Below are 24,899 nucleotides of genomic sequence, written 5' to 3'. Positions count from 1 at the left end.
GGTTCCCGGGCCCCGTCCGGCCACCCCCGAATCAGACCACGAGGTGTGGTTCCGCGAGGTCCCGGCCGCGGGCGAGCGCGTCGTACGCCGAGGCCACGGACGCCACCGCCCGGCGCACCTCGTCGACCTCCCGTGCGTACGGGAGCCGGAGGAATCGCTCGAACGCGCCCTCCACCCCGAACCGCGGTCCGGCGGCGAGGACCACGCCGTGATTCGGGGCGGTCGCCGCGAGGGCCGTCGACACCGGCGTGGGCATCCGCACCCACAGCGACATCCCGCCCGGCCCGACCGTGTACTGCCAGTCGGGCAGGTGTTCGCCGAGCGCGTCGAGCATCGCCGCGCGCCGGCGGCGCAGCTGTCCGCGCCGCCGCTCGAGCAGGCCCTCGACGTCGCCGAGCAGGTGCGCCGCGGCGAGCTGCTCCATCACCGGCGTGCCGAGGTCGACGGCGGAGCGCGCCCCCACGAGCCGCGTGATCAGGGACCGGTCGGCACGGATCCAGCCCACCCGGAGCCCGCCCCACAGGGACTTCCCGGTGGATCCCACCGTCACGACGGACCGGTCCGCCCCGTACGAGGCGACGGCGGGGGGCGGTGGGGTGTCCAGCCACAGGTCCACCATCGTCTCGTCCACGACCAGCGTCATGCGGGTCTCCTCGGCGATCCGCACGAGTTCGGCCCGGCCCTGCACACCCATGCACAGCCCGGTGGGGCTGTGGAAGTCCGGGATCAGGAATGCCATTCGCGCCGCCGTCTGCCGCGCGGCGCTGCGCAGGCCCTCCAGGTCCCAGCCGGCGTCGGCGCCGCCCTCGGGCCGCACCGGCACCACGACCGGCCGCGCCCCGTGCCGCCGGATCGCTTCGAGCGCATTGGGATACGTGGGATGGTCGACGATCACGCGGTCGCCGGCGTCGGTGAGCACGCCGAGCAGCAGGCGCAGCGCGTGCTGCGCGCCGGAGGTGACCATGATCTGGTCCGCCTCGGTCGGCAGGCCACGGTCCCGGTAGCGCCGCGCGATGACCTCGCGCAGCGGGGCCACGCCGATCGGCTCCATGCCGTGCGAGTCGAGGTAGGCCGGCACCGAGCGCAACGCGGCCGCGTAGGCGGACTCGATCTCGGCGGCGGGCGCGGGCATGGACGCGTAGCTCAGGTCCACGGTCTCGGACGCCCGGGCGGGGCCGGGACCGGCGGCCCGCGCCGGGGCGGCGGTCCGGCCGGACGGCAGCGCGACGGTGCTGCGCGCGCCCTGCCGGCTGCGCAGGTACCCGGCCTCGCGCAGCGCCGTGTACGCGGAGGTGATGGTGGTGCGGCTCAGTGCCAGCGCGGCGGCGAGCTCGCGTTCGCTGGGCAGCGCCACGCCCAGGGGGACGCGACCGTCGTGCACCAGCAGGCGGATTCCGTCCGCGAGGGCCCGGTACGTGGGCCGCCGATCGGCGGTGTCCTGCCAGTTGCCGAGGTCGCGGGCCAGGGAGCCGGCTCCGATCGCACGCGTGATCACCAGTCCAGTATCGCAGGCCAGTCGGTGAAGTGGCCGCCTGTCCCCGGGCCAGTCCATACTGACGACGTGACCACCCTCGGCTACACCCTCTTCGACACCGCCGTCGGCACGTGTGGGCTCGTGTGGTCCGCAGCCGGCATCGTCGGCCTGCAACTGCCCGAGACCGCACCCGAGCCGACGCGCGACGAACTGCTCGACCGCTTCCCGGGCGCGATCGAGCGCCCGGCCCCGGCCTCCGTGCAGCCCGTGATCGATGCCGTCGCTGCGCATCTCGCCGGCACCCCGGACGACCTGCGCTGGGTTCCCGTCGACTACCAGAATGTGTCCGAATTCGACACCGCGGTCTACGAATTCGCACGCACGGTCGGTCCCGGGACGGTGGCGACCTACGGCGAGGTGGCCACCCGGATCGGCCGGCCGGCCGGAGCGCAGGCCGTCGGGCAGGCCTTGGGGCGCAACCCCGTTCCGCTCGTCGTGCCGTGCCACCGGATCCTCGCCGCGGGCGGCGGCATCGGCGGCTTCTCCGCACCCGGCAGCACCGTCACGAAGCGGGAGCTGCTCGCGCTCGAGCACGCCCCCGGCTTCGACGATCCGACCCTGTTCTGACGGGCAGCCGCAGCGGGTTTCAGCCCAGGATGTCGCGCCGCACGATCGTCTGGTCGCGGCCCGGGCCGACGCCGATGCACGACATGCGCGCGCCCGAAAGCTCCTCGAGCCGCAGCACGTAGTTCTGTGCGTTCTTCGGCAGGTCCTCGAAGCTGCGGGCGTCGGAGATGTCCTCCCACCAGCCGGGCATCTCCTCGTAGATCGGTGTGGCGTGGTGGATGTCGGTCTGCGTCATCGGCATTTCGTCGACGCGGACCCCGTCCACCTCGTAGCCGACGCAGATCGGCACGGTCTCGAGGCTCGACAGCACGTCGAGCTTGGTGAGGAAGTAGTCGGTGATGCCGTTGACGCGGGTCGCGTAGCGGGCGATCACGGCGTCGAACCAGCCGCAGCGCCGGGCCCGGCCGGTGGTGACGCCGACCTCGCCGCCGGTCTTGGCCAGGTAGGCGCCGTGCTCGTCGAACAGTTCCGTCGGGAAGGGACCCGAACCGACGCGGGTGGTGTAGGCCTTGAGAATGCCGAGCACCGTACCGATCCGGTTGGGGCCGATGCCCGACCCGACCGCCGCGCCGCCGGCCGTGGGGTTCGACGACGTCACGTACGGGTAGGTGCCGTGGTCGACGTCGAGCAGCGTGCCCTGCGATCCCTCGAGCAGCACCGTCTCGCCGGCCTCGAGGGCCTGGTTCAGGCGCAGCCGGGTGTCGGCGATGCGATGCCTGAAACCCTCCGCCTGGCCGAGCACCTCGTCGACGACCTGCTGCGGGTCGAGGGCCTTGCGGTTGTAGATCTTCGACAGCACCTGGTTCTTGAACTCCAGGGCGGCCTCGACCTTGTGGGTGAGGATCTTCTCGTCGAGGACGTCGGCGACGCGGACGCCCACGCGGGCGATCTTGTCCTGGTAGCACGGGCCGATGCCGCGGCCGGTGGTGCCGATCTTCTTGGCGCCGAGGAAGCGTTCGGTGACCTTGTCGATGGCCACGTGGTACGGCATGATCAGGTGCGCGTCGGCGCTGAGCAGCAGGTTCGTGGTGTCGACCCCGCGGTTCTCGAGGCCGGCCAGCTCGTCGAGCAGCACGCCCGGGTCCACGACCACGCCGTTGCCGATCACGTTGGTGACGCCGGGTGTGAGGATGCCGGAAGGGATCAGGTGCAGCGCGAAATTCTCCCCGTTGGGGAGGACGACGGTATGGCCGGCGTTGTTGCCCCCCTGGTAGCGCACCACCCACTGCACCCGGCCACCGAGCAGATCGGTGGCCTTGCCCTTGCCCTCGTCGCCCCACTGGGCGCCGATCAGGACGATTGCCGGCATTTCGCTGTCTCCTAGGGTGTCGACGTGCGGGCGCCCTCCGCCTGCAGGGTTCTGCCGTCACAGAACAGAAGCCGGGGGGACAGTCTAGCGGACCACGCCCGCGGCGCTGCCTCCGGCGTCCGCCGGTCGCCGTCCCGTCTGTGAGGGGGACCGAGAATCCGCCCGACTCACCGTGCCACGTTCGGGCGCCCGGCGGCGGGGCCCGTCGTGACTAGAGTGAACGGATCATCGTCGGCCGCGAGAGGAGTGCTCTTGACCCCCGTTGTGCTCAAGTGCGGTGACGCCCCGCTGCCGTTGACATTGACGTCCCTGACCACGTTGACCGCCCCCGTGCTTCCCGGCAAGGACGACTTCGAGGACGTGTTCGCGCATCTCGAGTCGGTCGAGGATCCCCGGCTCGTGGTGGTGGGCGGGGATGCCGCCTTCGCCGCGGCGCTGACCCGGATGATGCGCACGGAGCGGCTCGGCATCGAACTGGCCTACGTCCCCGAGCGGCGCACCCCGGCCGCCGAGGCCTACGGGCTGCGGTTCGGGTCCAAGGCCGCGACCGTCGCCCTGCACGGCGTGGCCCGGCCGGTGCCGCTCATCCGGGACGACGCCGGCATCGCCCTCGTCGGGCGTGCCCTCGTCGAGGGTGAGGTCGGCGAGCTCGTCGGCGAGGCGTACGTGGACGACACTCGCCTGTTCAGCGGGGTCGCCCCGGGCGTGCGGATCGAGCCGATCCCCGACATGCCGGGCCTGCGGGCCGCGATCGACCGGCCGCGCTGGTTCGGTGGCTACCGCTGGGTGACCGGACGCGCCGTCCAGCTCGGCTCGCCCGGCGCCCTGCTCACCCGTGACGGGGTGGCCAACCTCCGGGCGGTGAAGCGGTCCACGTTCTACCGGCACGAGCACAAGTGGAAGCTCGTGCGCTGAGCATTCCGCGCACCCCGCCGCACCCCGGTACCCGTTCGCGCAGAACAGTTTTCGCCTTCGGTCCGGCTCCTTGCCGGGGCACCCCGCCCGGCCACGGGCAGCGCCCGCGGCGCCGGCGCCCGGTGGCCCCGTCCGCCGAGTCCCCTCGGCCCTCTCGCCCGCGTCACGAATTGCAGCGGGCCAGCGTCTCTCCGGCGGCGCGGAGGGTGGCCCGCAACGACGGCGGGGCCACGACCTCGACCCCGCCGCCGAGCGCGAGGAGCTGGTCGAGCGCCACCTCCTCGGTCTCGAGCAGCAGCTCCACCCGAACCCGCCCGTCCGCGTCCGGCGGGCCCGGCTCGACGTCGGCGGCGTCGGCGCCCACCACGCGGGGCAGGCGCCGCCACGCGGCCGGGGTGAGGCGGACCGTGCAGGCGAACGTGCGCAGGGCCCGGTCGAACTCCGCCGCGGACGCCGCCCAGTAGGCGGGCAGGTCGAAGCCGCCGGGGCGGTGCGCGGGAGCGTCGAGCACCGTGGCGGACGCGATGCGCCCGACGCGGTAGGTGCGGACGTGACCGGTGTGGGCGGCGACGAGGTACCAGACCCCGGCCTTGGCGACGAGCCCGAGCGGGTCGAGGGTGCGGGCCACGGTCCGCTCGCCGCGCCGGTAGCGGATGCGCAGGCGACGCTCGTCGAACACGGCGGACGCGACCGCCGGCAGGTGCGTGTTGTCGCGCGGTGCGGCGAACCAGCCGGGGACGTCGACGTGTACCCGGTCGCGCCAGGCCTGGGCGGCGCTGCGCAGGGTGACCGGCATGGACCCGAGCAGCTTGCCGCGTGCCGCGTCGAGCTCCACCCCGAGGTCGGCGGCGAGGGTGGGCACCCCCAGCAGCATCAGCGCGGCGCTCTCGTCGCTGGTGAGCCCGCTCAGCCGGGACTGCCACCCGTCGAGCAGGCGGATGCCGCCACCCGGCCCGCTCTCGGTCCACACCGGGACCCCCGCGGCGGACAGGGCACCGACGTCGCGGTACACGGTGCGCACCGACACGCCGAGGTCGTCCGCGAGTTGCCGCGCGGTCAGGCCCGCGCTGCCCTGGAGCCGGAGCATCATCGCGAGCAGACGTGCCGATCGCATGTCCGCAGCCTACGCAAAAATCACTGACACTCAGATGTCAGTGATACGGGGGCATGCTGGAGCCATGAGTACATGGGACGAGTTCTCCGAGCAGGCACCGGATCTGGCGAAGGCGATCGCCGCACGACTGCAGGCGCACAAGCATCACGTCCTGGCGACGGTGCGGCGGGACGGCTCGCCCCGCGTCAGCGGGACGGAGGTCGAGATCGTCGGCGGCCGGCTGGTGCTCGGTTCGATGCCCGGCGCGAGGAAGGCGCGCGATCTGCAGCGCGACCCGCGCTACGCCCTGCATTCGAATCCGGGGCACCACTCGATGACAGGGGGCGACGCGAAGGTCGCCGGCCGGGCCCGGGAGTTGCACGACGAGGAGAAGGCGGCCGTGCTTGCCGCCTACCCGGAGGAGGTGCCGCCGGGACCGATGCACGTGTTCGAACTCGGCCTGGCCGAGGCGGTGCTCACGTCGGTGGACGGGGAGCACATGTACGTGGACCTGTGGCGGCCCGGCGCCGGCGTCGAGCGCTTCACCCGCTGATCGGCCCGCACGCCGAGAGAGTTCGGCGCCCCGGGCTGTCGAGTTCAACCCGGGGCACCTTGGCCGGCACGCATCCGGACTACGGGTCGGCCCGGAACCGTTGTGCCCACTGGCGCGCGGTCGAAACCTCCGGCCCCCGAATATGTCCACCCCGCCCCCGCGGCGGGCCTCCGTTCTCGTCGCCCGTCGGGCAAGGTGTGGGATCCCCGCCGAACGGGTAGACGCCCGTCGTGGCCGGCCACCTCGCCCGTGGCCGGCCGCAACGGTTGTCACGGGGAGGGTGGGAACATGATTCGAGTGGCCTCGGTGCCCGCGTCGCACGTCTACGTCCGGCACCTCGCCGGACCGCACGGGGGCGACAAGGTGGTCCGGCTTCCCGATCCGGTGCCCGCCGACGGACGTAAGGTGCCGGGCGGATGGTGGCCGCCCCTCATGCTCGAGCCGGGATGGATCGCCGCCCACCACACCGAGTTCGACGTGTTCCACATCCACTTCGGTTTCGACGCGATCGAACCGGAGGCCCTGCAGGACGTGGTCGCGGAACTGGCCGACCACGACATCCCGCTCGTCTACACCGTGCACGACCTGCGCAACCCGCACCATCCCACGCCGGGCATCCACAACAAGCAGCTCGACGTCCTGATCCCCGCCGCCACCGAGCTGATCACGCTCACCGAGGGCGCCGCCGCACGCATCGAGGCGACGTGGGGCCGCACCCCCACCGTCCTGCCCCATCCGCACGTGGTCGAACAGCCCTGGTTCGCGCGTGCGTCCCGGTCGCCGGACGAGCCGTTCGTCGTCGGGGTGCACGCGAAGAGCCTGCGCGCCAACATGGACGTCTTCCCCGTCCTCGACACCCTGGCGCGGACCGTCCGCGAACTGCCCGGAGCGCAGCTGCGGATCAACGTCCACGACGAGATCTTCGATCCGGACAACCACTGGTACGCCCCCGAGGCCGGGGCGAGGATCCTCGCCTTCGGCGACCGGCCGGGGGTCGACGTGCGCGTGCACCGGTACTTCTCCGACGACGAGCTGTGGGAGTACCTGTCCTCGCTGTCGGTGTCCGTCCTGCCGTACCGGTTCGGCACCCATTCCGGCTGGCTCGAGGCCTGCCACGATCTCGGCACGGCGGTCATCGCCCCCAGTTGTGGCTTCTACCACCAGCAACGGCCCTGCCAGGTGTTCACCTTCGACGAGCAGTCCTTCGACCCGGATTCCCTGGCCGAGTCGGTGCGCGCCCTGTACCACAGCGGCAGGCGGCCCCACAGCGACTGGGCGCAGCGGATGGTCGAGCGCCGGTCCCTGGCCCGGGCGCACCACACGATCTACGAACGGGCGCTGTCGTGATCGACCGTCCGCTGCGCATCGCCCTCATCGCGTCCCACCGCTTCCCCGTCGCCCAGCCCTTCGCCGGGGGACTCGAGGCCCACGTGTGGCACCTGACCCGGGCGCTCGGCGCCGAGGGCCACCGGGTGACGCTGTTCGCCGCCACCGGCTCCGATGTCACGCTGCCCGCCTCGTTCCTCGAGGTGCGCACCTTCACGCCCAGCCCCGCGGCGCGCAGCGACGTGTCGATGCCGCCGGAAACGTTCCTCGACGCCCATCACGCCTACCTGTCCCTGATGCTGGAACTGGCCGGCCCGCTCGCCGGCTCGTTCGACGTGATCCACAACCACAGCCTCCACTACCTGCCGCCGGCGATGGCCGCGACGCTGCGCACCCCGATGCTGACCACCCTGCACACCCCGCCGACGCCGTGGCTCGAGTCGGCGCTCGCCGTCCCCGGCGGCGGCCCGGCCCACTTCGCGGCCGTCAGCCGGCACACCGCCGCGGCCTGGGCGCACGCCGTCGCCGCGCCGATCACCGTCGTGCCGAACGGTGTCGACCTCGCGACGTGGCCGCCGGGCTCGGGTGGTCCGTCGCTGATCTGGTTCGGCCGCCTGGTCCCCGAGAAGGGCGCCCACCTGGCGATCGAGGCGGCCCGGCGCGCGGGAACGCACGTGCGGCTCGCCGGTCCGGTCAGCGACGAGGACTACTTCACCCGGCACATCGCCCCGCACCTCGGCGACGGCGTCACCTATCTGGGCCACCTGCCGCAGCAGGAACTTGCGACCGCGGTGGGCCGGTCGGCCGCCACCCTGGTCACCCCGCAGTGGGACGAACCGTACGGCCTCGTCGTGGCCGAGTCCCTCGCGTGCGGCACACCCGTCGTCGCCTTCGCGCGCGGCGGCATCCCCGAGGTGCTCGACCGGCGCAGCGGCCGCCTCGTCGCCCCCGGCGACGTGGCCGCGCTGGCGGCGGCCGTCCCCCACGCGGTCCGGCTGTCCCGGCGCGACGCCCGCCGGCGCGCCGAGACGTTCTGTTCGGAACGCACCATGGTGGACTCCTACCTCGGCCTGTACCGCCGCCTGTGCGCGGCGCCCGCCCGTCCCGGCCCGATCGTCCGGCGGTGCCCGGCGTGATCGGCTACTACATCCACCACCACGGGCACGGGCACCGCACCCGCGCGGCCTCGATCTGCGCCCGCACGCGTGAACCCGTGACCGCCCTGTGCTCGGCCCCGCTGGGCGGCTTCGCGGACGTCTTCGCCGACGTCGTGGAACTGCCCCGCGACGACGAGGCCGCCGGCACCGCCGAGGATCCCACCGCCGGCGGGCTGCTGCACTGGGTCCCCCGGCACGACCGCGGCCTGCGCGAGCGGATGGCGGCACTGGCGCACTGGGTCGCCACGGCCCGGCCCCGGCTGCTGGTGGTCGACGTGTCGGTCGAGGTCACGGTGTTCGCCCGGCTGCTGGGCGTCCCCGTCGTGGTTGTGGCCATGCCGGGCGAGCGCGCCGACACCCCGCACCGGCTGGGATACCGCGCGGCCGAACACATCGTCGCGCCGTGGCCGCGGGAGGTGTACGACCCGGCGTACCTGCGTCCGTACGCGGACAAGACCACCTATGTCGGCGGCATCAGCCGGTTCGACGGCCGGCCCGTCGCGTGCCCCGGCCCCGGGGACCGGCCCCGGGTCCTGGTCCTGAGCGGCAGCGGCGGCTCGTCCCTGTCGGCCGAGTGCCTGCACGAGCTGGCCGAGCGTCATCCCGGCTACGCGTGGGACGGTGTCGGCGTGCCGGGCGGTCCGTGGGTGGACGATCCGTGGCCCGCCCTGAGCCGCGCCGACGTCGTCGTCGGCCACGCCGGGCAGAACTCCGTCGCCGACATCGCCGCGGCACGGCGGCCGGCGATCGTCGTCGCCGAGCCCCGGCCGTACGACGAGCAGTGCGCCACCGCCGACGCGCTCGGCCGGGCCGGGCTGGCGGTAACCCTGCCGACCTGGCCGCACCCCGACGACTGGCCGAAACTGCTGCGCCGGGCACGGCGGCTCGACCCTGCGCAGTGGTCCCGATGGCGCACCGAGGGGGCCGCCGCGCGCGCCGCCGCGGTGCTCGAGGAGGTCGCCGCGAGGGTGGCGCCGCGATGAGAACGACCGTGATCACCCTCGTCGCCGGCCGGCACGCGCACCTGCGGCTGCAGCTGCGCGGCCTGGCACGCAGCGAGCGGGCCCCGGACGACCACGTGGTGGTTTCGATGGGGGACCCGGCCGTCGCGCCCCTGATCGAGTCGGAGGGCTACCCTGCTCACACGGAATGGCTGCCCACCGCAGGCGGGCCGTTGCGACTGCCCACCGCAGGCGGGCCGTTGCGACTGCCCACCGCAGGTGGGCCGTTGCGACTGTCCGCCGCCCGCAATCTCGGCGCCGAACGCGCCCTGGCCCGCGGCGCCGACCTGCTGGTGTTCCTCGATGTCGACTGCATCCCCTCCGCGGGCCTGCTCGGGCTGTACGAGCGGGCCGCGGGCGATCCACAGCACCGCGACGCGCTGCTGTGCGGCCCGGTGACCTACCTGCCGCCGCCGGGGCCCGGCGGGTACGACCTCACCCGCCTCGGCCGGAACGTGAACCCGCACCCCGCGCGGCCGGACCCGCCCGCCGGCGCGATCCACGTCGGCGACGAGTACGACCTGTTCTGGTCTCTGTCCTTCGCGGCGACCCGCGAGACATGGACCACCGTCGGCGGCTTCTGCACCGACTACATCGGGTACGGGGGTGAGGACACCGACTTCGCCCAGCGCGCCGCGCGGGCCGGGGTCGGGCTGCGCTGGATCGGCGGCGCGCACGCCTTCCATCAGCACCATCCGGTCTCCGACCCGCCCGTCGAGCATCTGCACGAGATCCTTTACAACGCAGCAGTTTTCCACCGACACTGGGGGCGCTGGCCGATGACCGGGTGGCTTGCGCGATTCGCCGAGGCGGGCCTGGCCCGATACGACGCCGCCACGGACCGGTGGGTCGCCACCCCGGCGCACGCCGAGGCCTGACGCGCCCCGGCCGATGTTTGGGAACGGACGTGCGGGGCAACTCGGTCGAGACGTGAACGTCCCCCGTCTCGATCGAACGGAGCATCGCAGTGTTCGAGAAGAATCCGCCGGTTCCCGGCTCGCCCGCCGGTTTCGAGGTCCCGGTCGAGGAACCCACCACCCCGACGGACCCGCCGCCGGCCAAGCCCGACCAGCGTGAACCCATCCCGGTCACTGCCACCGGCACACCCGCAGACCTGCCCGACGGCGCGCGCGGGCCCCAGGGCCGGTACCTCACCACCGCGCAGGGCGCGCGGCTGACGGACACCGACCACTCCCTCAAGGCCGGTCGGCGCGGCCCCACCCTGCTGCAGGACCACCACTTCCGCGAGAAGATCACCCACTTCGACCACGAGCGCATCCCCGAACGGGCGGTGCACGCCCGCGGCGCTGCGGCCCACGGTGTCTTCCAGGCCAACGGCGCCGCCTCGAAGATCACCCGTGCCGGGTTCCTGCAGAAGGGCGCCGAGACGCCCGTGTTCGTCCGCTTCTCGACCGTGCTCGGCTCGCGCGGCTCCGCCGACACCGTCCGCGACACGCGCGGCTTCGCGACGAAGTTCTACACCGAGGAGGGCACGTTCGACCTGGTGGGGAACAACATCCCGGTGTTCTTCATCCAGGACGCGATCAAGTTCCCCGACGTCGTCCACGCCGCCAAGCCGCATCCGGACCGGGAGATCCCGCAGGCGCAGAGCGCTCACGACACGTTCTGGGACTTCGTCTCGCTCCACACCGAGGCCACCGCCCACACCCTGTGGAACATGTCCGACCGCGGCATCCCCCGCTCCTACCGGATGATGGAGGGCTTCGGCGTCCACACCTTCCGCATGGTCAACGCCGACGGGGAGACGTCGCTGGTGAAGTTTCACTGGAAGCCGCGGCTGGGGGTGCACTCGCTGGTGTGGGAGGAGGCGCAGCTGCTCGGCGGGATCGACCCGGACTTCCACCGCCGCGACCTCGCCGACGCCATCGAGGCCGGCGCCTACCCGGAGTGGGACCTGGGCGTGCAGGTCTTCCCCGACACCCCGGAGCAGACGTTCGAGGGCATCGACCTGCTCGATCCCACCAAGATCGTCCCCGAGGAGCTCGCGCCGGTGCAGGTGATCGGGACGTTGCAGCTCAACGCCAACCCGACGAACTTCTTCGCCGAAACCGAACAGGTCGCCTTCCACCCCGGACACCTCGTGCCGGGCATCGACGTCACCGACGATCCGCTGCTGCAGGGCCGGCTGTTCTCCTATCTCGACACCCAGATCAGCCGGCTCGGCGGTCCCAACTTCGGTCAGCTGCCCATCAACCGGCCGCATGCGCCCGTCAACGACATGCTGCGCGACGGCATGCACCAGACCGGCGTTCATCCCGGGGCGGCACCGTACCGGCCCAACTCGCTCGGGGCGGGCTGCCCGTTCCTCGCCGGGGCCGAGGAGGCCGCGTTCATCGACGTGCCGGCACCCATCGCCGCGGGAGTCAAGGAACGTGAGGCACCGAGCACGTTCGACGACCACTTCTCGCAGGCACGGCTGTTCTACACCAGCCTGTCCGAGGTCGAGCGGAAGCACGTGGCCGACGCCTACACCTTCGAACTCGGCAAGTGCTTCGAGCAGGCGATCAAGGAGCGGGCCCTGCGCGTGCTCGCGAACATCGATGCCGGATTGTGCGCCACCGTCGCGGCCGGTCTGGGGCTGCCGGCACCGGAGCCGACGGTGTCGTTCGACGGGGAGCCGCTGCGCAGCGAGGCACTGTCCCAGGTCGGTGCGACCTGGCCGATCGAGGGCCGGATGGTCGGCATCGTCGCGGACGACAGCGCCGACGTCGCCGAGGTCGCCAAGGCCGTCGCCGCGGTGGCCGCCGCGAAGGCCGTGCCGCTGGTGATCGGCCCGCACGGCGGCAAGCTCGACGGCGGCCGCAAGGAGGTGCCGATCTCGCGGACCTTCGACACGGCCCGGTCCGTCGAGTACGACGCGCTGCTGCTCGCGAGCGCCCCGGCCGATCCGCGCGTGCGCATCCTGGTCGACGAGACGTTCCGGCACTGCAAGGCGATCGGCACGTGGGGCACCGGCACCGAGGCACTCGAGCACGCCGCCGTCCACCCCGAGGCCCCGGGTGTGGTCACCGCCGACGATCCGGAAGCGGTGGTCACCGGGATCGTCGAACTGCTCGGCGCCCACCGCGTGTGGGAGCGGGCCCAGGCCTGACCCCCGCGCCTCCTACCCGGGTGGCGGTGGCCGAATGTCACACCGCGTCGATCGAATCGAACGCGTGTGACATTCGGCCACCACGGGTGGGTCAGCCACCACAAGGGGGTCAGGAGAAGGGCTTGCCGCCGGTGACGGCGATGACCTCGCCGGTGATGTAGCTCGACTCCTGCGAGGCGAGGAAGACGTAGGCCGGCGCCAGTTCGGCCGGTTGCCCGGGACGGCCGAGCGGGACGTCGTCACCGAAGGACTCGAATTTCTCCCGCGGCATGGTGGCCGGGATCAGGGGCGTCCAGATCGGTCCCGGGGCAACGGCATTGACCCGGATTCCGCGCTGCGCGACGTCCGCCGCCAGCCCCTTGGTGAAGTCGACGATGCCGGCCTTGGTCGTGGCATAGTCGAGCAGTTCCGGCGACGGGCTCGTCCCCTGGATCGACGACGTGTTGATGATCGTCGAGCCCGGCTCCATCACCTCGACGCCGAACTTGCACAACCAGAACAACGCGTACAGGTTCGTCTTCAGCACGCGATCGAACTGCTCGGTCGTGATGTCGGCGATCCCGTTCATCTGCACCATCTGGAACGCCGCGTTGTTCACCAGGATGTCCAGGCCGCCGAGTTCACGCACCGCCGTGTCGACCAGATGCCGGCAGTGTTCCTCGGCGCGGATGTCGCCCGGCACCGCGACGGCGCGCCGGCCCGCCTCCTCGATCCACCGCACGGTGTCGCGGGCGTCGTCCTCCTCGGACTCGAGATAGCTGAGGACGACGTCGGCGCCCTCGCGGGCGAAGGCGATCGCGACGGCCCGGCCGATCCCGGAGTCGGCACCGGTGATCAGCGCCCGCCGGCCCTCGAGCCTGCCGCTGCCGCGATAGGTCTGCTCGCCGTGGTCGGGTGCCGAGACCATGTCGGACGTGAGGCCCGGATACTCGAGCTCGGGTTGCCGCTCGCGATCCGGTGCCGGGTATTGCTCGACCGGATTTCGGGGCCGGTGCTGGTCGGTCATGGTTCCTCCCTCGAGGTCTGCGGGCGAGTACCGGCGGCCCCGGACGGGGACCGTCGGGTCCGGCCGGTGCATACCCGGCCCGGGGAGCGGGTACACGGAGGACACGGTCGGCGAATCCGAGCGCCGCAGCGCTCGCCCGACCCGACTTCTGGAAAGGATGCGGCTGTGACGGAACACGAGAGCCAGTTTCGGAGAAGCGACGAGACCCGGGCGGGTGCCGAGCCGTTGCACGGCAGGCGGACGCACAACAGGGATCTGACGACCGACAGCGACTTCCCGGCCGACGACGCCCGCACGATGCGAAGCCATGCCGGCGAGGCCCTGACCGACTCCAAGGGGTGGCCCGGCTACTTCTTCCTGGGCCTCGGGCTGCTCCTGCTCGGGCTGACGCTGGTGGCCGCCGGGTACGGATTCGAGGGCTGGGCGTGGATCGCCGGCCCGGCGTGCATCGTGTCCTTCGTGGTGGGCGCCGTGCTGGTCATGCTGGAGCGCAAGCGGGTCCGCAACGTCGAGGGAACGAGCCTGCGCGAGCCGCGCGGTCACTGACGCTCACCGGACCGGGCCGGCCCGGGTGCTGCGGTTGCGCACCCGGGCCGGCCCGGTCCGTCGTCACGACGGGTAGTGTGCCCAACCGTGAATCCACGCCCGCAGACGTCCACGCAGCTGCGTGGCGCGTTCGTGGGTTCGACCTCCGCCGCGGTCTCCGTCGCGGCCCACGGACTGGCGGGCGGCGGAATTCCGTCCCAGTCGTCGGTGGTGCTGTTGATCGCCGCCTGCGCCGCGTTCGGCGCCGCGGTGTCCGCCATCCGGGCGTCCCGGCTGCTGCCCGCCCTGGTGCTCCCCCTGGGGGCCGGACAGATCGTCGGTCACACCGTCCTCACCCTCACCGCCGAGCACGCCCACGGCCTCGGGCTCTCGCCCGCGATGCTCGGCGCCCACGCCGCGGCCCTCGTCGTCTCCGCCGCCCTGATCCGGGCGGCCGAGCAGGGCCGTGCCGCGGCGCTCGGCGTGTTGCGGCGCATCGTCGCCGCGGTGCTCACCCTGCCGCCGGCGCATGCGCCGCTGTGGGTGGCCACGCCGTCGCACCGGGCACGTCTCGTGCTGCGGGTGCTCGTTTCCGCGCAAGCCGGCACCCGGGGTCCGCCCCGCGCCGCCTGACCCGATCCCGTTCCGCCGCAGCCCGTTCGCCGCGGCGGTCTTCCCACGTGTGCCGACGCTGCGCGCTGCGCACTTGCCAACGCTGCGCCTGCCAACGCTGCGCCTGCCGACGCTGAGCGCTGCGCGCTGCCGTCGCCACCGACGATCGAAACGAGCATTCGCATGTCCACGACCGACCTCGGGACGGATCGTCCCGTCCCACCCCGTTCCGGCCCGGACCGTCCCACCGCGCCCGCGCCCGCGCTGCGCCCGCTGATGCTGCGGCTGCACTTCTACGCCGGCATCCTCGTCGCCCCGTTCATCCTGATCGCCGCGGTCAGCGGCGGCCTCTACGCACTGTCCCCGACGATCGAGCAGCTCGTCTACCGCGACCAGCTGCACACCGACGCCACCGGTCCGGCTGTGCCGGTGGCGGAGCAGATCCGGGTGGCCGCCGGGCAACGCCCCGATCTCACCGTCACCGCGGTGCGCCCGGCCGCGGCCCCCGGCGAGACCACCCGGGTACTGTTCGCCGACCCGAGCCTCGGCGAGTCGCAGCGGCTCGCCGTCTTCGTCGACCCGGTCACCGCGCGGCCGCTCGGCGAGCTGGCCGTCTACGGCAGCAGCAGCGCGCTGCCGGTCCGGGCCTGGATCTCGCAGCTGCACCGGCACCTGCATCTCGGCGAGCCCGGCCGCCTCTACAGCGAGCTGGCCGCGTCCTGGATGTGGGTGATCGCGCTCGGCGGCGGGTACCTGTGGGTGCGCCGGTACCGCACGTTGCGTGCCCGCGACGCCCAGGCACGCCTGCTCACCGTCGACCGCGCCGCCACCGGCCGGTCCCGCACCCTCGGCCGGCACGGCGTGGTGGGCGTGTGGATCGCGGTGGGCCTGGTGTTCCTGTCCGCGACCGGCCTGACCTGGTCCCGGTTCGCCGGTGACAACATCGCCGAGCTGCGGGCCGCGCTGCACTGGAAGACGCCGACTGTCGACGCGACCCTGACCGGGGGCGGCGCCGCGGCCGCGACGGGCCACGAGGGGCACGGCGGCCCCGCCGGGCACCCGGCCGACCCGGGACTGCTCGACGCGAACATCGTCCGGATCGACTCGGTGCTGGACACGGCCGCCGCCGCGGGACTGACCGGGGTCGTCGAGGCCTCGATCCCGGCGCAGACCGGCACCGCGTTCACCGTCGCCGAAACCCGCCAGTCCTGGGTGTACGGCATCGACTCGGTCGCCGTCGACGGCGCGACCGGCGAGGTCGTCGACGTGCTGCGGTTCGCGGACTGGCCGCTCGCCGCGCAGCTGACGTGGTGGTCGATCACCCTCCACATGGGCATCATGTTCGGGCTCGTCACGCAGGTCGCCCTGGCGCTGCTGGCGGTGGCGTTGATCACGATCGTGCTGCGCGGATACGTGATGTGGTGGCGGCGACGGCCCACGCGAGGGTCCGCGTGGGCCGTCGGCCGGGCCCCGTCCCGGGGCGTGCTGCGCCGCATCGGCGCAGGTCCGGCCGCCGCGATCGGCGTCGCGGCCGCGGTCGTGGGCTGGTTCGCCCCGGTGCTCGGGCTGAGCCTGCTGGCGTTCCTCGTCGTCGACACCGCCGTCGGGTGGCGCATGCGGGGGCGCGCATAATGGTCCCTCGTGTGCCGATCGACGAGGAGTGCCGGTGAGCGACGATCTGTCCGCGTACCGTAAGGAGTTCGCCCGCATCGAGCGAAAGGTCGCCGGCGAGTTCGACGCCGGGCGCCGGCACCGTGCCCTCGTCGCCTGCATCGTCGCGGTCGCGCTGGGTCTGCTTTTGCCGCAATCGGATACGGAATGGTCGTGGACGGTGCTCGGCACGTGGTTCGGGCACGACGCCACGACGACGGTGCCGATGCGGATCTTCGTGAGCCTCGCCCTGGTGTTCGGCGTGGTGTCGTCCACCGCGGCGCTGTGCACGCACCGCTGGCGGCTCGCGTCGGCGTCGATGCTCGGCTCCGGACTGGCGTCCCTGTTCGGGTTGCTCGGCTACTGGTCGCAGAACGGCATGCCGGTCGAGACCCCGCACGCCCCCGGCGCCGGGATGGTGCTGTCCTGGCTCGGCATGGTGGCGCTGACCTCGCAGTGGCTGCCCGTCGTGCTCAGCCGCTCCCCCACGGACCGGCACCCGCAGCCGGTGACCACGCCCGTGCTCTGACGGGGCATCCGCGCGCCGGCCCTCGGCGCGCGGATGTCCCGTTGCGTGTTCGACATCGACATGCCGATCGTGGCGTGGGCGTTCCTCGGCGTGCGGTCAGGAGACGACGCCGTCGCCGTCCGCGCGACGTAGCAGGTAGGTGTCCATCACCCAGCCGCGCGCGGCCTTCGCGCGGGCGCGGGCCTGCTCGAGGTCCGGCAGCACCTCCCGCAGCGGACCGGCGACGAGTTCCTCGTCGGACGTGCCGAGGTCGGCACCCCACCAGATGTGCCACTCACCCTCGAGCCGGGCGCATTCCAGCGCACCGTCGAGCATGACCACGAGGTTGTCACCGCCGGCCGCCACCTCCCGCGCGAGCCGGCGGCCCGTGGTGACGACGATCGGCCCGCCGATCCGATTGAGCACCAGCCGGTGCCGCGCCGCGAGCAGCGACACGCTGCTCACCCCGGGGATCACGTCGTAGTCGACGTCTAGCACGCCCCGGTCCCGGATGCGCTCGACGACGCGAATCGTGCTGTCGTACAGGCTCGGATCCCCCCACACGAGAAACCCGGCGGTCTCGTGCTCGGCGACCTGCTCGCGCAGCACCGCCTCGTAGACGGCGGCGCGGGCGGCGTGCCAGTCCCGCACCTCGGTGCCGTAGGCGGACGGGGCGCGGTCCCGCGGCGGGTCGGGCACCGTGATCGTCCGGTAGTCGCCCACGATGTGGCGACGGCAGATCTCCTCGCGCACCGCGACGAGATCGTCGACGCCACGCTGCTTGTCGGCGACGAGGAAGACGTCGACGTCGTTCAGCGCCCGGACCGCGGCCACGGTGAGGTCGTCGGGCCCGCCCGGCCCGATCCCGATCAGCCGCAGCCGCCTCCTCACGCGCGGTCCTCGAGGTCGCCCTCCACGTCGAGGTAGGCCTGCTGCAGTTCCGCGAGCGTCGCCGGGTCCGGTTCGGCCCACAGGCCGCGGTCGGCGGCCTCGGTGAGCCGCTCGACGATGCCGCGCAGCGCCCACGGATTGGCCTCGCGCAGGAACCGCTGGTTCTCGGAGTCGAGGGCGTAGGTACGGGCGAGGGTTTCGTACATCCAGTCGGCGACGACCCCGGCGGTGGCGTCGTAGCCGAACAGGTAGTCGACGGTGGCGGCGAGCTCGAACGCGCCCTTGTAGCCGTGCCGGCGCATCGCCGCGAGCCAGCGCGGGTTGACGACCCGGGCCCGGAACACGCGGGCGGTCTCCTCCGCGAGCGAGCGGGTGCGGACCTGGTCGGGGGCGGTGGAGTCGCCGATGTAGGCCTTCGGGTCCGCACCGGTGAGCGCCCGGACGGTGGCGACCATGCCGCCGTGGTACTGGAAGTAGTCGTCCGAGTCGGCGATGTCGTGCTCGCGGGTGTCGGTGTTCTTCGCCGCCACCGCGATCCGCCGGTAGTTGGCGCGCATGTCGTCCGCGGCCGGGACGCCGTGCAGGTGCCGCCCGTACGCGAAGCCGCCCCACGCGGTGTACACCTCGGCGAGATCGGCGTCGCTGCGCCAGTTTCCGGAGTCGATGAGCGGCAGGATGCCGGCGCCGTAGGAGCCGGGCCTGGAGCCGAAGATGCGGCGTACCGCGCGCTCGGGGTCGCCGTGCTCGGCCTCGTCGCGGCGGGCGTGCGCGCGCACGTAGTTCAGCTCGTCGGGTTCGTCGAGGGCCGCGACGGTGCGGATCGCGTCGTCGAGCATCGCGACGACGTGCGGGAAGGCGTCGCGGAAGAACCCGGAGATGCGGACGGTGACGTCGATGCGCGGTCGGCCGAGCTCGTCGAGCGGGATCACGGTCAGCTCGCGCACCCGCCGGGATTCGGCGTCCCATTCCGGGCGCATGCCGATCAGGGCGAGGACCTCGGCGATGTCGTCGCCGGAGGTGCGCATCGCGGAGGTCCCCCACACCGACAGGCCCACCGAGGGCGGATAGCCGCCGGTGTCGGCGCGATACCGGTCGAGCAGGTTGTTCGCCAGCGCCACGCCGGTGTCGTAGGCGAGCCGGCTCGGCACCGCCTTCGGGTCGACGGTGTAGAAGTTGCGGCCGGTGGGCAGCACGTTGACCAGGCCGCGCAGCGGCGATCCGGACGGGCCCGCGGGAACGTAGCCGCCGTCGAGGGCGTGCAGCACCGCGTCGAGCTCGTCGGTGGTGCGGGCCAGGCGTGGCACGACCTGCTCGGCGGCGAAGGCGAGCACCCGCTCGACCTCCGGATCCTGCTGTCCCAGTACTTGTTCGACGACAGTGCCGGCGTGCTCCACCCGCCAGCCGGCGTCCTCCATGCCCTGCACCAGCGCCCGGGCCTGCGCCTCGACCGCGTCGGTCTCGGTGAGCGGCGCGTCCGGCTTCAGGCCGAGGGCGGTACGCAGACCGGGCACGGCGTGGGCCCGCCCGCCCCACACCTGGGCGGCCCGCAGAATCGACAGCACCAGGTTCACGCGGGCCTCGCCGACCGGGGCCGTGCCGAGCACGTGCAGGCCGTCGCGGATCTGCGCGTCCTTGACCTCGCACAGCCAGCCGTCGACGTGCAGCAGGAAGTCGTCGAACTCGGCGTCGTGCGGGCGGTCCTCGAGCCCGAGGTCGTGGTCGAGCTTGGCGGCCTGGATCAGCGTCCAGATCTGGGCGCGGATCGCCGGCAGCTTGGCCGGGTCCATCGCCGCGATGTTCGAGTACTCGTCGAGCAACTGCTCGAGACGGGCGATGTCGCCGTACGACTCGGCGCGCGCCATCGGCGGGATGAGGTGGTCGACGATGGTGGCGTGGGCGCGGCGCTTCGCCTGGGCCCCCTCCCCCGGGTCGTTGACCAGGAACGGGTAGATCAGCGGGAGGTTGCCGATGGCGGCGTCGGTCGCGCAGGCCGCGGACAGGCCGGCGTTCTTGCCGGGCAGCCACTCCATCGAGCCGTGCTTGCCGAGGTGGACGACGGCGTCGGCGCCGAAGCCGTTCTCCACCCACCGGTACGCGGCGAGGTAGTGGTGCGACGGCGCCATGTCCGGATCGTGGTAGATCGCCACGGGGTTCTCGCCGAACCCCCGGGGCGGCTGGATCATCAGCACCACGTTGCCGGCCTGCAGGGTGGCGAGCACGATCTCGCCGTCCGGGTCAGCGCTGCGGTCGACGAACAGCTCGCCGGGGGCGGGGCCCCACGCCTCGGTCATCGCGCCGGTCAGCTCGGTCGGCAGGTCCGCCGTCCACTCGCGGTACCGCGCCGCGCTCACCCGCACCGGGTTGCCCGCCATCTGCTCGGCGCTGAGCCATTCCTCGTCCTGGCCGCCCGCGGCGATCAGGGCGTGGATCAGCGCGTTGCCCGCCTCGGCGTCGTCGTCGGTGTCGAGGCCGGGAAAGCCGTCGCCGAGGTCGTAGCCGTGCTCGCGCAGCGCGCGCAGCAGCCGGATCGCGGAGACGGGGGTGTCCAGGCCGACGGCGTTGCCGACGCGGGAGTGCTTCGTCGGATACGCCGAGAGCATGATCGCCAGGCGCCGCCGTGCGGGTGGGATGCGCCGCAGGCGGGCGTGCGCGACGGCGATACCGGCGACGCGACGGCACCGTTCGGGGTCGGTGACGTAGCGGGGCAGGCCGTCGGCGCCGAATTCCTTGAACGAGAACGGCACGGTGATGATGCGGCCGTCGAATTCGGGGACGGCGATCTGCGTCGCGGAATCGAGCGGGGAGACGCCCTCGTCGGAGTCGGCCCACGCGTCGCGTCCCCAGGTCAGGCACAGCGCCTGCAGGATCGGGATATCCAGTGCGGCGAGCGCTGCGACGTCCCAGGCATCGTCGTCGCCGCCGGCGGAGACGGTGGCGGGGCGGGTACCGCCGGCGGCGAGGACCGTGACGATCAGGGCGTCGAGGGTGCCGAGTTCGGCGAGCAGGTCCGCGGGGGCACCGCGCAGCGTGGAGCAGAAGATCGGGACGGCCACGGCTCGGCCGGTGGCGTCGACCGCCTGCGCGAGATCGCGGACGAAGCGGGTGTTTCCGCTGGTCTCGTGGGCGCGGTAGTAGAGGATGCCCACCCTCGGCAGGTCGGGATCGGCCGCGGCGGGCGCGTGGCTGCCCCACTCCGGCAGCGCGGCCGGCGGATCGAAGCCCTCGCCGGTGAGCAGGACGGTGTCGGACAGGAAGGCGTGCAGCTGGGCGAGGTTCGCGGGCCCGCCCTGCGCGAGGTAGGCGTGCGCCTCGGTGGCGATGCCGACAGGGACGGTCGAGTGGCTCATCAGTTCGGCGTCGGGCAGCTGCTCGCCGCCGAGCACGACGACGGGCGCGCCGTGCGCCAGGACGGCGTCGATGCCGCTCTGCCAGGACCGCACCGAGCCCAGGATGCGGACGATCACCAGGTCGGCGCCGTCGAGGAGGCGGGGAAGCTCGGTGCCGACGTCGAGGCGCGACGGGTTGCCCAGCGCGTACTCGGCGTCCGAGCTCAGCGCCGACAGCAGGTCGGTGTCCGACGTGGACAGCAGCGCGAGCCGCGTCACGGCCGGGTCCTGCGCAGTTCGATTCCGCGCAGCACGAATTCGGTCATGTTCAGTCTCCAAACCCTCGTGGACTTCCCGTGCCGTGGCCGGTCTCCTGGCTGACGGATCGTCGCTGCTGCGCCGACCTTCCCGGACGTGCGTCCAGTGGTCTCCGGACCGGCGGACCGGTTCGGACGAGGGCGAGCAACTACCCGCTCACAGTGGCGAGGGCCGCGCCGGTCTCACACCGGCTTCCCGAGCACCACGGCAGGTGGAGCGTAACGCACCGCTTCCTCGTCGTGTGCAACCATGTGCCCCCATGGTCGACGTTCCCCCGGACCGATGCCCCGGTCTGCTGCGCCCCCACCTCGCCGCCGACGGCGCGCTGGTGCGGCTGCGCGCGCCCGGCGGCAGGCTCCCGGACGGTGGACTGCGGGCGCTGTCGGCGGCGTCGATCGCCTTCGCGGACGGCGACGTCCACCTCACCTCGCGCGGAAACCTGCAGTTCAGGGGCGTCGCGTTGGACGAGGGCGGCGGTGTGCCGGCCGGTCTCGTCGACGCGGTGGCGGCGGCCGGGTTCCTGCCGGCACCGTCGCACGAACGGGTCCGCAACGTCGTCGCCTCGCCGCTGTCCGGGATCGTCGGAGGACGCGCCGACATCCGTCCGCTGATCGGCGCGCTCGACGCCGCCCTGTGCGCCGAGCCCGCGCTCGCGCAGCTGCCGGGCCGGTTCCTGTTCGGCCTCGACGACGGTCGCGGCGACGTCGCGGCCCTGCGCTGCGACCTCGCCGCGGTGGCCGTCGACCCGGGGTTGTTCGAGATCGCGATCGGCCGGCTCTCCGGGCCGGTGGTCCCGGCCGACCGGGTCGTCGACGCGCTGATCGACCTGGCGCGGCGGTTCGCGGCGGTGCGCGGCACCTGCTGGCACGTGCACCAGCTGCCCGAGGCAGGGGCCGAGCTCGGGGGTGGCGCGCCGCTGCCGGCGTCCGCCCGGTACCCGATGCCGTACGGCCCCCTGCCGGGCGCGGTCTCGGCGCTGGTCCCGCTGGGCATCCTCCCGCCGGCGATGGTGGCGGCGCTGCCCGAGTCGGATGTGATCGTCACGCCGTGGCGCGGCCTCGTCCTCGCCGGCGAACGCGATCCGCAGCCGCTGCGCGACGCCGGGTTCGTGCTCGACGGTGCGTCGCCGTGGGCCCGCACCACCGCGTGTGCCGGCGCGCCGGGGTGTAGCCTCGCCGAGGGCGACACCCGTTTCGCGGCCCGGCACGCCGTCGCCGGCGCGTCCCCGGCCGGCCACCTCCACGTCGTGGGATGCGAACGATCCTGTGGCGCCCCGAATTTCCCACATACCCTCTTGTTCGCGAGGACCCGCCCATGACGCCCATTCCCCCACCCCGGCGCTACGACTACGTCACCGACGGCGCCGACATCTACGTCCGGTCGTTCGCGACGATCCGCGCCGAGACGGACCTGTCCGCGATCCCCGCCGACGCCGAGAAGGTGGCGGTGCGGATGGTGCACGCGTGCGGCCAGACCGACCTGACCCGCGATCTCGCGATCCATCCGGACCTGGTGTCGGCGGCGCGCGGGGCGCTGCGGGCGGGCGCGCCGATCCTCACCGACGCCCACATGGTCGCGTCCGGGGTGACCCGCACGCGGCTACCCGCGGGCAACGAGGTGCTGTGCCTCCTGCGCGACCCGCGGGTGCCGGACCTCGCGGCGGCGTGGGGCACCACCCGCTCGGCCGCGGCCGTGTCGCTGTGGGAGGACCGGCTCGACGGCGCGGTCGTCGCGATCGGCAACGCCCCCACCGCGCTGTTCCACCTGCTCGAGCTGATCGACGCCGGCGGCCCCCGGCCCGCCGCGATCGTCGGGGTGCCGGTCGGGTTCATCGGCGCCGCCGAGTCCAAGGAGGCGCTCGCCGCGCATCCGCTGCAGCTGCCCTACCTGGTGGTGCGGGGACGCCGTGGCGGTTCGGCGATGGCGTCGTCCGCGATCAATGCCCTGGCCCAGGAGGCGGAGTGAACGACACCGGACGGTTCTACGGCGTGGGCCTCGGCCCCGGCGACCCCGAACTGATCACCCGCAAGGCGGCCCGGCTGATCGAGCAGGCCGACGTGATCGCCTACCACTCGGGCACCCACGGCCGCTCCATCGCGCGGGGCATCGCGGCCGAGCTGATCCGGGATACGGTGCTCGAGGAGGCGTTGATCTACCCGGTCACCACCGGCACCACCGACCATCCCGGCGGCTACGACGGCGCCATCGCCGACTTCTACGACGACTGTGCGGCGCGCCTGGCCGCCCACCTCGACGCCGGCCGCACCGTCGTCGTGCTGTGCGAGGGCGACCCGCTGTTCTACGGCTCCTACATGTACCTGCACGACCGGCTCGCGGATCGCTATGCGACCGAGGTGGTTCCGGGCGTGACGTCGGTGTCCGCGGCCGCCGCGGCCGCGGCGGAACCGCTGGTGCGGCGCACCGACGTGCTCACCGTGCTGCCCGGCACGCTGCCCGAGCCGGAACTGGCGCGCCGTCTCGCCGACACCGACGGCGCCGCGATCATGAAGCTGGGCCGCACCTTCCCCGCGGTCCGCGCCGCGCTCGCCCAGGCGGGCCGGCTCGACGACGCGGTCTACGTCGAACGGGCCTCGATGGGCGGGCAGCGCATCGTCCCCGTCGCCGACGTCGACGCCGACGCGGTGCCGTACTTCTCGGTGATCCTCACCCCCGGCGACCGGGCACCGCGCAACCGGGACCTCACCGACCGGTCCCGGCCCGTCGTCGCCGACGCTCCCGAGGCGGTCGCTGCCCGGGAGCTCCTCGTCGTCGGTCTCGGCCCCGCGGACGAGAAGTGGCTCACCCCCGAGGCCGCCGCCGCGCTGGCGTCGGTCGACCACATCGTCGGCTACGGGCCCTACGTCGACCGGGTGCCGGTCCGCCCGGGTCAGCGGCGGCACGCGTCCGGGAACACCGTCGAGGTGGACCGGGCCCGGTTCGCGCTCGAGCTGGCGCTGTCCGGGCAGCGGGTGGCCGTCGTCTCGGGCGGCGACGCCGGGGTGTTCGGGATGGCGTCGGCCGTCTTCGAGGCCACGCAGGATCCGCGCTTCGCCGAGCTGCCGGTGCGGGTGCTGCCCGGCCTGTCGGCGATCCAGGCCGTGGCCGCCCGGGCGGGCGCCCCGATCGGCGGCGACTTCGCGGTGATGAGCCTGTCCGATCGGCTCAAGCCGTGGGAGGTGATCGAGCAGCGGCTCGCGGCCGTCGCGCAGGCGGACCTGGTGCTGGGCATCTACAACCCGGCGTCGCGGTCGCGGACCACGCAGGTCGCGCAGGCCCGGGCCGTGCTGCTGCGGCACCGGCCGGCCGACACCGTCGTCGTGGTCGGCCGCGACGTCGGCCGTCCCGGTGAGTCGCTCGAGGTGACCACCCTCGAGAAGCTCGAGCCGGCCACGATCGACATGAAGTGCCTGCTCCTCGTGGGCTCGTCCGGGACCGCGGTCACCGCGACCGGTGCGGTGTGGACGGCGCGGTCGGTGCGCTCCGGCTCCTGACATCC

General features: G+C 73.2%; 21 protein-coding genes and 1 riboswitch. Of the genes, 15 read left to right on the top strand and 6 right to left on the bottom strand.

What is annotated here, in order from left to right:
- Nucleotides 1–31 precede the first annotated feature (31 nt).
- Nucleotides 32–1,495: a PLP-dependent aminotransferase family protein gene (locus G6038_RS11755; protein ID WP_165037819.1), complete on the bottom strand. Its 1,464-nt coding sequence runs from the start codon at nucleotides 1,493–1,495 to the stop codon at nucleotides 32–34.
- Between the two features lie 66 nt (nucleotides 1,496–1,561).
- Here G6038_RS11755 and G6038_RS11750 point away from each other — a divergent pair, with 66 nt between their 5' ends.
- On the top strand, nucleotides 1,562–2,101 hold the full coding sequence (locus tag G6038_RS11750; RefSeq protein WP_165037818.1) for a methylated-DNA--[protein]-cysteine S-methyltransferase: 540 nt from the start codon (nucleotides 1,562–1,564) through the stop codon (nucleotides 2,099–2,101).
- Nucleotides 2,102–2,120: 19 nt separating this feature from the next.
- Here G6038_RS11750 and G6038_RS11745 read toward each other — a convergent pair whose 3' ends face one another.
- A complete protein-coding gene (locus G6038_RS11745) occupies nucleotides 2,121–3,410 on the bottom strand; it encodes an adenylosuccinate synthase (RefSeq protein ID WP_165037816.1) in 1,290 nt (429 codons plus the stop codon).
- Nucleotides 3,411–3,674: 264 nt separating this feature from the next.
- On the opposite strand from G6038_RS11745, the gene G6038_RS11740 reads away from it, so the two are divergent.
- Complete coding sequence (locus tag G6038_RS11740; RefSeq protein WP_165037866.1) at nucleotides 3,675–4,325, top strand: hypothetical protein; 651 nt, start codon at nucleotides 3,675–3,677, stop codon at nucleotides 4,323–4,325.
- Between the two features lie 163 nt (nucleotides 4,326–4,488).
- Here the strand turns inward: G6038_RS11740 and G6038_RS11735 are convergent, their stop codons facing one another.
- Nucleotides 4,489–5,439 (bottom strand): WYL domain-containing protein, encoded by a 951-nt coding sequence (locus G6038_RS11735; RefSeq protein ID WP_165037815.1) that lies wholly within the window; start codon nucleotides 5,437–5,439, stop codon nucleotides 4,489–4,491.
- A gap of 64 nt (nucleotides 5,440–5,503) precedes the next feature.
- On the opposite strand from G6038_RS11735, the gene G6038_RS11730 reads away from it, so the two are divergent.
- From G6038_RS11730 to G6038_RS11705, 6 genes are all read left to right on the top strand, one after another.
- Nucleotides 5,504–5,971 carry a pyridoxamine 5'-phosphate oxidase family protein gene (locus tag G6038_RS11730; protein ID WP_165037814.1) on the top strand — a complete coding sequence of 156 codons (468 nt, stop codon included), beginning with the start codon at nucleotides 5,504–5,506 and terminating at the stop codon, nucleotides 5,969–5,971.
- 288 nt (nucleotides 5,972–6,259) lie between these two features.
- Nucleotides 6,260–7,318, top strand: coding sequence for a glycosyltransferase (locus G6038_RS11725; protein ID WP_165037812.1), 1,059 nt, complete (start codon nucleotides 6,260–6,262; stop codon nucleotides 7,316–7,318).
- Entirely contained in the window at nucleotides 7,315–8,433 is a 1,119-nt protein-coding gene (locus G6038_RS11720) for a glycosyltransferase (protein WP_165037811.1), read from the top strand. Before G6038_RS11725 ends, G6038_RS11720 begins: the two co-directional genes overlap by 4 nt.
- Complete coding sequence (locus G6038_RS11715; protein ID WP_165037864.1) at nucleotides 8,430–9,437, top strand: UDP-N-acetylglucosamine--N-acetylmuramyl-(pentapeptide) pyrophosphoryl-undecaprenol N-acetylglucosamine transferase; 1,008 nt, start codon at nucleotides 8,430–8,432, stop codon at nucleotides 9,435–9,437. The genes G6038_RS11720 and G6038_RS11715 overlap by 4 nt, the downstream gene beginning before the upstream one ends.
- Nucleotides 9,434–10,333 (top strand): galactosyltransferase-related protein, encoded by a 900-nt coding sequence (locus tag G6038_RS11710; protein ID WP_165037809.1) that lies wholly within the window; start codon nucleotides 9,434–9,436, stop codon nucleotides 10,331–10,333. The genes G6038_RS11715 and G6038_RS11710 overlap by 4 nt, the downstream gene beginning before the upstream one ends.
- A gap of 89 nt (nucleotides 10,334–10,422) precedes the next feature.
- Nucleotides 10,423–12,567 (top strand): catalase, encoded by a 2,145-nt coding sequence (locus G6038_RS11705; RefSeq protein WP_165037807.1) that lies wholly within the window; start codon nucleotides 10,423–10,425, stop codon nucleotides 12,565–12,567.
- A gap of 109 nt (nucleotides 12,568–12,676) precedes the next feature.
- Here G6038_RS11705 and G6038_RS11700 read toward each other — a convergent pair whose 3' ends face one another.
- A complete protein-coding gene (locus tag G6038_RS11700) occupies nucleotides 12,677–13,573 on the bottom strand; it encodes an SDR family oxidoreductase (protein WP_165037806.1) in 897 nt (298 codons plus the stop codon).
- Nucleotides 13,574–13,870: 297 nt separating this feature from the next.
- On the opposite strand from G6038_RS11700, the gene G6038_RS11695 reads away from it, so the two are divergent.
- The 4 genes from G6038_RS11695 to G6038_RS11680 all read left to right on the top strand — a co-directional run bounded on the left by G6038_RS11695 (nucleotide 13,871) and on the right by G6038_RS11680 (nucleotide 16,889).
- On the top strand, nucleotides 13,871–14,119 hold the full coding sequence (locus tag G6038_RS11695; protein ID WP_240918442.1) for a hypothetical protein: 249 nt from the start codon (nucleotides 13,871–13,873) through the stop codon (nucleotides 14,117–14,119).
- Between the two features lie 87 nt (nucleotides 14,120–14,206).
- Nucleotides 14,207–14,731, top strand: a complete 525-nt coding sequence (locus G6038_RS11690; RefSeq protein ID WP_165037804.1) for a hypothetical protein — start codon at nucleotides 14,207–14,209, stop codon at nucleotides 14,729–14,731.
- A 162-nt stretch (nucleotides 14,732–14,893) separates the two neighbouring features.
- Nucleotides 14,894–16,342: a PepSY-associated TM helix domain-containing protein gene (locus G6038_RS11685; RefSeq protein WP_165037802.1), complete on the top strand. Its 1,449-nt coding sequence runs from the start codon at nucleotides 14,894–14,896 to the stop codon at nucleotides 16,340–16,342.
- A gap of 34 nt (nucleotides 16,343–16,376) precedes the next feature.
- Entirely contained in the window at nucleotides 16,377–16,889 is a 513-nt protein-coding gene (locus G6038_RS11680) for a hypothetical protein (protein WP_165037801.1), read from the top strand.
- Nucleotides 16,890–16,985: 96 nt separating this feature from the next.
- Here the strand turns inward: G6038_RS11680 and cobF are convergent, their stop codons facing one another.
- Together cobF and cobN are read right to left on the bottom strand one after the other, a co-directional pair.
- Entirely contained in the window at nucleotides 16,986–17,759 is a 774-nt protein-coding gene (cobF, locus tag G6038_RS11675) for a precorrin-6A synthase (deacetylating) (protein WP_165037800.1), read from the bottom strand.
- Entirely contained in the window at nucleotides 17,756–21,364 is a 3,609-nt protein-coding gene (cobN, locus tag G6038_RS11670) for a cobaltochelatase subunit CobN (RefSeq protein ID WP_165037799.1), read from the bottom strand. The genes cobF and cobN overlap by 4 nt, the downstream gene beginning before the upstream one ends.
- Nucleotides 21,365–21,430: 66 nt before the next feature.
- Nucleotides 21,431–21,625: riboswitch (cobalamin riboswitch) on the bottom strand.
- A gap of 37 nt (nucleotides 21,626–21,662) precedes the next feature.
- On the opposite strand from cobN, the gene G6038_RS11665 reads away from it, so the two are divergent.
- The 3 genes from G6038_RS11665 to G6038_RS11655 are packed head-to-tail and all read left to right on the top strand — an operon-like array spanning nucleotide 21,663 to nucleotide 24,894.
- Nucleotides 21,663–22,721, top strand: a complete 1,059-nt coding sequence (locus G6038_RS11665) for a cobalamin biosynthesis protein CobG (protein ID WP_165037798.1) — start codon at nucleotides 21,663–21,665, stop codon at nucleotides 22,719–22,721.
- Nucleotides 22,718–23,368, top strand: coding sequence for a precorrin-8X methylmutase (locus tag G6038_RS11660; protein ID WP_165037796.1), 651 nt, complete (start codon nucleotides 22,718–22,720; stop codon nucleotides 23,366–23,368). Before G6038_RS11665 ends, G6038_RS11660 begins: the two co-directional genes overlap by 4 nt.
- Complete coding sequence (locus G6038_RS11655; protein WP_165037794.1) at nucleotides 23,365–24,894, top strand: precorrin-2 C(20)-methyltransferase; 1,530 nt, start codon at nucleotides 23,365–23,367, stop codon at nucleotides 24,892–24,894. The genes G6038_RS11660 and G6038_RS11655 overlap by 4 nt, the downstream gene beginning before the upstream one ends.
- Nucleotides 24,895–24,899 lie beyond the last annotated feature (5 nt).

This window comes from Rhodococcus sp. 14C212 (assembly GCF_011058195.1).
In the GTDB taxonomy this organism is placed as follows: Bacteria; Actinomycetota; Actinomycetes; order Mycobacteriales; family Mycobacteriaceae; genus Rhodococcus; species Rhodococcus aetherivorans.
This window is presented reverse-complemented; position numbering and strand designations above follow the sequence as displayed.

Coding starts and splice junctions, on each gene's coding strand:
- G6038_RS11745 (WP_165037816.1), bottom strand. CDS start 3,410: ATGCCGGCAATCGTCCTGATCGGCGCCCAGTGGGGCGACGAGGGCAAG.
- G6038_RS11735 (WP_165037815.1), bottom strand. CDS start 5,439: ATGCGATCGGCACGTCTGCTCGCGATGATGCTCCGGCTCCAGGGCAGC.
- G6038_RS11730 (WP_165037814.1), top strand. CDS start 5,504: ATGAGTACATGGGACGAGTTCTCCGAGCAGGCACCGGATCTGGCGAAG.
- G6038_RS11725 (WP_165037812.1), top strand. CDS start 6,260: ATGATTCGAGTGGCCTCGGTGCCCGCGTCGCACGTCTACGTCCGGCAC.
- G6038_RS11710 (WP_165037809.1), top strand. CDS start 9,434: ATGAGAACGACCGTGATCACCCTCGTCGCCGGCCGGCACGCGCACCTG.
- G6038_RS11700 (WP_165037806.1), bottom strand. CDS start 13,573: ATGACCGACCAGCACCGGCCCCGAAATCCGGTCGAGCAATACCCGGCA.
- G6038_RS11695 (WP_240918442.1), top strand. CDS start 13,871: ATGCGAAGCCATGCCGGCGAGGCCCTGACCGACTCCAAGGGGTGGCCC.
- G6038_RS11685 (WP_165037802.1), top strand. CDS start 14,894: ATGTCCACGACCGACCTCGGGACGGATCGTCCCGTCCCACCCCGTTCC.
- G6038_RS11665 (WP_165037798.1), top strand. CDS start 21,663: ATGGTCGACGTTCCCCCGGACCGATGCCCCGGTCTGCTGCGCCCCCAC.
- G6038_RS11660 (WP_165037796.1), top strand. CDS start 22,718: ATGACGCCCATTCCCCCACCCCGGCGCTACGACTACGTCACCGACGGC.